Below are 6,899 nucleotides of genomic sequence, written 5' to 3'. Positions count from 1 at the left end.
CAGATCGATAACGCTCCGGAAGAAAAAGCTCGTGGTATCACCATCAACACTTCTCACGTTGAATATGACACCCCGACTCGCCACTACGCGCACGTAGACTGCCCGGGCCACGCCGACTATGTTAAAAACATGATCACCGGTGCTGCGCAGATGGACGGCGCGATCCTGGTTGTTGCTGCGACTGACGGCCCGATGCCGCAGACTCGTGAGCACATCCTGCTGGGTCGTCAGGTAGGCGTTCCGTACATCATCGTGTTCCTGAACAAATGCGACATGGTTGATGACGAAGAGCTGCTGGAACTGGTAGAAATGGAAGTTCGTGAACTTCTGTCTCAGTACGATTTCCCGGGCGACGACACTCCGATCGTTCGTGGTTCTGCTCTGAAAGCGCTGGAAGGCGAAGCAGAGTGGGAAGCGAAAATCATCGAACTGGCTGGCTTCCTGGATTCTTACATCCCGGAACCAGAGCGTGCGATTGACAAGCCGTTCCTGCTGCCTATCGAAGACGTATTCTCCATCTCCGGTCGTGGTACCGTTGTTACCGGTCGTGTTGAGCGCGGTATCATCAAAGTTGGTGAAGAAGTTGAAATCGTTGGTATCAAAGAGACTGCTAAGTCTACCTGTACTGGCGTTGAAATGTTCCGCAAACTGCTGGACGAAGGCCGTGCTGGTGAGAACGTTGGTGTTCTGCTGCGTGGTATCAAACGTGAAGAAATCGAACGTGGTCAGGTACTGGCTAAGCCGGGTTCAATCAAGCCGCACACCAAGTTCGAATCTGAAGTGTACATTCTGTCCAAAGACGAAGGCGGCCGTCATACTCCGTTCTTCAAAGGCTACCGTCCGCAGTTCTACTTCCGTACTACTGACGTGACTGGTACCATCGAACTGCCAGAAGGCGTAGAGATGGTAATGCCGGGCGACAACATCAAAATGGTTGTTACCCTGATCCACCCGATCGCGATGGACGACGGTCTGCGTTTCGCAATCCGTGAAGGCGGCCGTACTGTAGGTGCGGGCGTTGTTGCTAAAGTAATGAGCTAATTATTGATTAATTAGTTTTGAGCTTAAAAAGGGCGCTTCGGCGCCCTTTTTGCTGCCTGCAATTCATTCGCTGTAATATTTATTCGCATTTTTCGCTAACCCAACCGGCGTGCAAACATAATTGTGCTATTGTAATCATAACTATTCTCATTTACACTTTGCACAGAAATTGAACGGGAGCGATCATGTACGTTTGTTTGTGTAATGCGATAAGTGATAAAAAAATTCGTCAGGCTGTTCGCCAGTTTCATCCTCAGTCCTTTCAGCAATTACGTAAGTTTATTCCTGTTGGAAATCAATGCGGTAAGTGTATTCGGGCTGCGCGTGAAGTGATGCAGGATGAATTAACTCAAATACCAGAATTTAAAGAGATCGCCTAAGTCACACTCTTTTTTTTGACATCCCTGTAGCCCCATCTACGCTCTAAGAGTGGAAGCGGAGGGACTATAAAATGAAAGGTGATGTTAAAATCATAAATTATCTCAATAAACTATTGGGAAATGAGCTTGTCGCAATCAACCAGTATTTTCTCCATGCCCGTATGTTTAAAAACTGGGGACTGACTCGCCTCAATGATGTTGAGTATCATGAATCTATTGATGAGATGAAACACGCCGATAAATATATCGAGCGTATTTTATTCTTAGAAGGGCTGCCAAACTTACAGGATCTGGGTAAGTTAGGGATTGGTGAAGATGTTGAGGAGATGCTGCAGTCAGATCTTCGACTTGAACTTGATGGCGCGAAAGATTTGCGTGAAGCCATTGCCTATGCCGATAGCGTTCATGACTACGTCAGCCGGGATATGATGATAGAAATCCTTACTGAAGAAGAAGGGCATATTGACTGGCTCGAAACGGAGCTGGATTTGATTTCAAAACTTGGCTTGCAAAATTATCTGCAATCACAGATTAAAGTCAGTGACTAATCGCCCTGCATCAGATTTACCCAGCCAATAATAAAACCCGCCGCCGCCAGATATGGCCCAAAAGGCAGCGGGTTTTTTAGTACCTTTCTTCCATCCGTAACGCTCCTAATCCCAATGATGCAACAGGCCAGACAGGCAGCAGTGAAGACCAACAGCGGTAATGATTCCCAACGATGCCACGCACCAAGTGCTGCGAGAAATTTTACATCACCATAGCCTAGTCCTTCCTGTCGTCTTACCAGCCGGTAGCTCCAATAGAGAAGTGAAAACACGCTATATCCCACCACGGCCCCCCAAACTGCATCAGATAATTCAGCCGGTTTACAGCATTGATGATAAATAAGACCACTCCATAGAAGAGGGCAGGTAAACTTGTCTGGCAATAAACCGGTGCGTAAATCCTGTATCCAAAGAAGCCCGCATAAGGACGTGTAGGTAAACAGGAAGAGGAGGTTGATGTACATGCTCGAATTCTCATCGCTAAAGAGATAACCCTCCAGTAAATGTGGCGTCCATACAAGATCCGAATAGCTATAACGGTTGCCTGCTTCCAGTAAAAATATGCATGCGCAAGTTTCTACAATCTGCCTGGAATGGTGCTCGCATTACAGGTCTGGTGATTAATTTCTACACGGCACTTGCGTAAGGCTGAGATTTACGTATAATGCGCGGGCTTGTCTTAATTGACGGCTGGTTCAATCTGAACCACTGATAGTCGATTTGACTATCTGACAATGTTCCCGATTGGGGAACTCTGTAAGAACGGTTACACTCTCCCATCAATCGTAATGGGTTTGAGGAGTAACTATTTCGTCTATAAAATAATTGGAGCTCTGGTCTCATGCAGAACCAAAGAATCCGTATCCGCCTGAAAGCGTTTGATCATCGTCTGATCGATCAATCAACCGCGGAAATCGTCGAGACTGCTAAGCGCACTGGTGCGCAAGTCCGTGGTCCGATCCCGCTGCCGACCCGCAAAGAGCGCTTTACCGTTCTGATTTCTCCGCACGTTAACAAAGACGCGCGTGATCAGTACGAGATTCGCACTCACAAGCGTCTGGTTGACATCGTTGAGCCAACTGAGAAAACCGTTGATGCTCTGATGCGTCTGGATCTGGCTGCCGGTGTAGACGTGCAGATCAGCCTGGGTTAATCAGGTCATCGAGCGATTGAGAGGTTGATACAATGATTGGTTTAGTCGGTAAAAAAGTGGGAATGACCCGCATCTTCACTGAAGATGGCGTATCTATCCCAGTAACCGTAATCGAAGTTGAAGCAAACCGCGTTACTCAGGTTAAAGACCTGGCTAACGACGGCTACCGCGCTATTCAGGTTACCACTGGTGCTAAAAAAGCTAACCGTGTAACCAAGCCGGAAGCTGGTCACTTTGCTAAAGCTGGCGTTGAAGCTGGCCGCGGCCTGTGGGAGTTCCGTCTGGCGGATGGTGAAGAATTCACCGTAGGTCAGAGCATTAGCGTTGAACTGTTTGCTGACGTTAAAAAAGTTGACGTAACCGGTACCTCTAAAGGTAAAGGTTTCGCTGGTACCGTTAAGCGCTGGAACTTCCGTACCCAGGACGCTACTCACGGTAACTCCTTGTCTCACCGCGTTCCGGGTTCTATCGGTCAGAACCAGACTCCGGGCAAAGTGTTCAAAGGCAAGAAAATGGCAGGTCAGCTGGGCAACGAGCGTGTAACCGTTCAGAGCCTGGACGTAGTACGTGTTGACGCTGAGCGCAACCTGCTGCTGGTTAAAGGTGGTGTTCCGGGTGCGACCGGTTGCGACCTGATCGTTAAACCAGCTGTGAAGGCGTAAGGGGATAGCAATGGAATTAGTATTGAAAGACGCGCAGAGCGCGCTGACTGTTTCCGAAACTACCTTCGGTCGTGATTTCAACGAAGCGCTGGTTCACCAGGTTGTTGTTGCTTATGCAGCTGGTGCTCGTCAGGGTACTCGTGCTCAGAAGACTCGTGCTGAAGTAACTGGTTCAGGCAAAAAGCCGTGGCGCCAGAAAGGTACCGGCCGTGCGCGTTCAGGTTCTATCAAGAGCCCGATCTGGCGTTCTGGTGGCGTGACCTTCGCTGCTCGCCCGCAGGACCACAGTCAAAAAGTTAACAAAAAGATGTACCGCGGCGCGCTGAAAAGCATTCTGTCCGAACTGGTACGTCAGGATCGTCTGATCGTTGTCGAATCATTCTCTGTAGAAGCGCCTAAAACTAAGCTGCTGGCACAGAAACTGAAAGACATGGCTCTGGAAGATGTGCTGATCATCACCGGTGAGCTGGACGAAAACCTGTTCCTGGCTGCGCGCAACCTGCACAAGGTTGACGTACGCGATGCAACTGGTATCGACCCGGTTAGCCTGATCGCCTTCGACAAAGTCGTAATGACTGCTGATGCTGTTAAGCAAGTTGAGGAGATGCTGGCATGATTCGTGAAGAACGTCTGCTGAAGGTGCTGCGCGCACCGCACGTTTCTGAAAAAGCGTCTACTGCGATGGAAAAAACTAATACCATCGTTCTCAAAGTTGCTAAAGACGCGACCAAAGCAGAAATCAAAGCTGCTGTGCAGAAACTGTTTGAAGTCGAAGTCGAAGTCGTTAACACCCTGGTAGTTAAAGGGAAAGTTAAACGTCACGGACAGCGTATCGGTCGTCGTAGCGACTGGAAAAAAGCTTACGTCACCCTGAAGGAAGGCCAGAATCTGGACTTCGTCGGCGGCGCTGAGTAAGTCGGAGGAGTAATACAATGGCAGTTGTTAAATGTAAACCGACATCTCCGGGTCGTCGCCACGTCGTTAAAGTGGTCAACCCAGAGCTGCACAAGGGCAAACCTTTTGCTCCGCTGGTTGAAAAAAACAGCAAATCCGGTGGTCGTAACAACAATGGCCGTATCACCACTCGTCACATCGGTGGTGGTCACAAGCAGGCTTATCGTATCGTTGACTTCAAACGCAACAAAGACGGTATCCCGGCAGTTGTTGAACGTCTTGAGTACGATCCGAACCGTTCCGCGAACATCGCGCTGGTTCTGTACAAAGACGGTGAACGCCGTTACATCCTGGCCCCTAAAGGCCTGAAAGCTGGCGACCAGATTCAGTCTGGCGTTGATGCTGCAATCAAAGCAGGTAACACCCTGCCGATGCGCAATATCCCGGTTGGTTCTACCGTTCATAACGTAGAAATGAAACCAGGTAAAGGCGGTCAGCTGGCTCGTTCCGCTGGTACTTACGTTCAGATCGTTGCTCGTGATGGTGCTTATGTCACCCTGCGTCTGCGTTCTGGTGAAATGCGTAAAGTCGAAGCAGACTGCCGTGCAACTCTGGGCGAAGTTGGCAATGCTGAGCATATGCTGCGCGTTCTGGGTAAAGCAGGTGCTGCACGCTGGCGTGGTGTTCGTCCTACCGTTCGCGGTACTGCGATGAACCCAGTCGACCACCCACATGGTGGTGGTGAAGGTCGTAACTTTGGTAAGCACCCGGTAACTCCGTGGGGCGTTCAGACCAAAGGTAAGAAGACCCGCAGCAACAAGCGTACTGATAAATTCATCGTACGTCGCCGTAGCAAATAATTTTAGAGGATAAGCCATGCCACGTTCTCTCAAGAAAGGTCCTTTTATTGACCTGCACTTGCTGAAGAAGGTAGAGAAAGCGGTGGAAAGCGGAGACAAGAAGCCCCTGCGCACTTGGTCCCGTCGTTCAACGATCTTTCCTAACATGATCGGTTTGACCATCGCTGTCCATAATGGTCGTCAGCACGTTCCGGTATTTGTTTCCGACGAAATGGTCGGTCACAAACTGGGTGAATTCGCACCGACTCGTACTTATCGCGGCCACGCTGCTGATAAAAAAGCGAAGAAGAAATAAGGTAGGAGGAAGAGATGGAAACTTTAGCTCAACATCGCCATGCTCGTTCTTCTGCTCAGAAGGTTCGCCTTGTTGCAGACCTGATTCGCGGTAAGAAAGTGTCGCAGGCTCTGGATATTCTGACCTACACCAATAAGAAAGCGGCTGTACTGGTTAAGAAAGTCCTGGAATCTGCCATTGCTAACGCTGAACACAACGATGGCGCTGACATTGACGATCTGAAAGTTACGAAAATTTTCGTAGACGAAGGCCCGAGCATGAAGCGCATTATGCCGCGTGCAAAAGGTCGTGCAGATCGCATCCTGAAGCGCACCAGCCACATTACTGTGGTTGTGTCCGATCGCTGAGACTCTGGAGACTAGCAATGGGTCAGAAAGTACATCCTAATGGTATTCGCCTGGGTATTGTAAAACCATGGAACTCAACCTGGTTTGCGAACACCAAAGAATTCGCTGACAACCTGGACAGCGATTTTAAAGTACGTCAGTACCTGACTAAGGAACTGGCGAAAGCGTCTGTATCTCGTATCGTGATCGAGCGTCCGGCTAAGAGCATCCGTGTGACCATTCACACCGCTCGTCCGGGTATCGTTATCGGTAAGAAAGGCGAAGACGTAGAAAAACTGCGCAAAGTCGTAGCGGATATTGCTGGCGTTCCTGCTCAGATCAATATCGCCGAAGTGCGTAAACCTGAACTGGACGCAAAATTGGTTGCTGACAGCATCACTTCTCAGCTGGAACGTCGTGTTATGTTCCGTCGTGCTATGAAGCGTGCTGTACAGAACGCAATGCGTCTGGGCGCTAAAGGTATTAAAGTTGAAGTTAGCGGCCGTCTGGGCGGCGCGGAAATCGCACGTACCGAATGGTACCGCGAAGGTCGCGTACCTCTGCACACTCTGCGTGCTGACATCGACTACAACACCTCTGAAGCGCACACCACTTACGGTGTAATCGGCGTTAAAGTGTGGATCTTCAAAGGCGAGATCCTGGGTGGTATGGCTGCTGTTGAACAACCGGAAAAACCGGCTGCTCAACCTAAAAAGCAGCAGCGTAAAGGCCGTAAATAA

The 6,899-nt window shown here is 49.6% G+C and carries 12 protein-coding genes; 11 read left to right on the top strand and 1 reads right to left on the bottom strand.

Annotated features, from left to right (window positions below; all coding sequences use genetic code 11):
• The 3 genes from tuf to bfr all read left to right on the top strand — a co-directional run.
• The coding region (tuf, locus tag OGX98_RS20790) for an elongation factor Tu (protein ID WP_058842576.1) at positions 1-1,041 on the top strand (1,041 nt) is incomplete at its 5' end.
• 185 nt (positions 1,042-1,226) lie between these two features.
• Positions 1,227-1,421 carry a bacterioferritin-associated ferredoxin gene (gene bfd, locus OGX98_RS20785; RefSeq protein WP_071829044.1) on the top strand — a complete coding sequence of 65 codons (195 nt, stop codon included), beginning with the start codon at positions 1,227-1,229 and terminating at the stop codon, positions 1,419-1,421.
• A gap of 71 nt (positions 1,422-1,492) precedes the next feature.
• Positions 1,493-1,969 carry a bacterioferritin gene (bfr, locus tag OGX98_RS20780; protein WP_045448334.1) on the top strand — a complete coding sequence of 159 codons (477 nt, stop codon included), beginning with the start codon at positions 1,493-1,495 and terminating at the stop codon, positions 1,967-1,969.
• Here bfr and OGX98_RS20775 read toward each other — a convergent pair.
• The gene (locus OGX98_RS20775; protein ID WP_045448332.1) at positions 1,966-2,433 is read right to left on the bottom strand and encodes a prepilin peptidase; all 468 of its coding nucleotides are present in this window, start codon (positions 2,431-2,433) and stop codon (positions 1,966-1,968) included. The two genes, bfr and OGX98_RS20775, sit on opposite strands and share 4 nt — an antisense overlap.
• 377 nt (positions 2,434-2,810) lie before the next feature.
• On the opposite strand from OGX98_RS20775, the gene rpsJ reads away from it, so the two are divergent.
• Genes rpsJ through rpsC form a run of 8 tightly spaced genes read left to right on the top strand, consistent with a single transcriptional unit; the run spans position 2,811 to position 6,899 of the window.
• Entirely contained in the window at positions 2,811-3,122 is a 312-nt protein-coding gene (rpsJ, locus tag OGX98_RS20770; RefSeq protein ID WP_001181005.1) for a 30S ribosomal protein S10, read from the top strand.
• 32 nt (positions 3,123-3,154) lie between these two features.
• Positions 3,155-3,784: a 50S ribosomal protein L3 gene (gene rplC, locus OGX98_RS20765; RefSeq protein WP_045448329.1), complete on the top strand. Its 630-nt coding sequence runs from the start codon at positions 3,155-3,157 to the stop codon at positions 3,782-3,784.
• 10 nt (positions 3,785-3,794) lie between these two features.
• A complete protein-coding gene (gene rplD, locus OGX98_RS20760; RefSeq protein ID WP_003031119.1) occupies positions 3,795-4,400 on the top strand; it encodes a 50S ribosomal protein L4 in 606 nt (201 codons plus the stop codon).
• Positions 4,397-4,699 (top strand): 50S ribosomal protein L23, encoded by a 303-nt coding sequence (gene rplW / locus OGX98_RS20755; protein WP_000617546.1) that lies wholly within the window; start codon positions 4,397-4,399, stop codon positions 4,697-4,699. Before rplD ends, rplW begins: the two co-directional genes overlap by 4 nt.
• A 17-nt stretch (positions 4,700-4,716) precedes the next feature.
• Positions 4,717-5,538, top strand: coding sequence for a 50S ribosomal protein L2 (gene rplB, locus OGX98_RS20750; RefSeq protein ID WP_000301869.1), 822 nt, complete (start codon positions 4,717-4,719; stop codon positions 5,536-5,538).
• A gap of 16 nt (positions 5,539-5,554) precedes the next feature.
• Entirely contained in the window at positions 5,555-5,833 is a 279-nt protein-coding gene (gene rpsS, locus OGX98_RS20745; RefSeq protein ID WP_001138115.1) for a 30S ribosomal protein S19, read from the top strand.
• Between the two features lie 14 nt (positions 5,834-5,847).
• Positions 5,848-6,180 (top strand): 50S ribosomal protein L22, encoded by a 333-nt coding sequence (gene rplV, locus OGX98_RS20740; RefSeq protein WP_000448832.1) that lies wholly within the window; start codon positions 5,848-5,850, stop codon positions 6,178-6,180.
• Between the two features lie 17 nt (positions 6,181-6,197).
• Positions 6,198-6,899, top strand: a complete 702-nt coding sequence (gene rpsC / locus OGX98_RS20735; protein WP_000529945.1) for a 30S ribosomal protein S3 — start codon at positions 6,198-6,200, stop codon at positions 6,897-6,899.

It is taken from the genome of Citrobacter sp. Cm046 (genome assembly GCF_030333065.1).
Classification (GTDB): domain Bacteria; phylum Pseudomonadota; class Gammaproteobacteria; order Enterobacterales; family Enterobacteriaceae; genus Citrobacter; species Citrobacter murliniae.
Note: the sequence above shows the minus strand (reverse complement) of the source record. Positions and strands in the feature narration are given on the sequence as shown.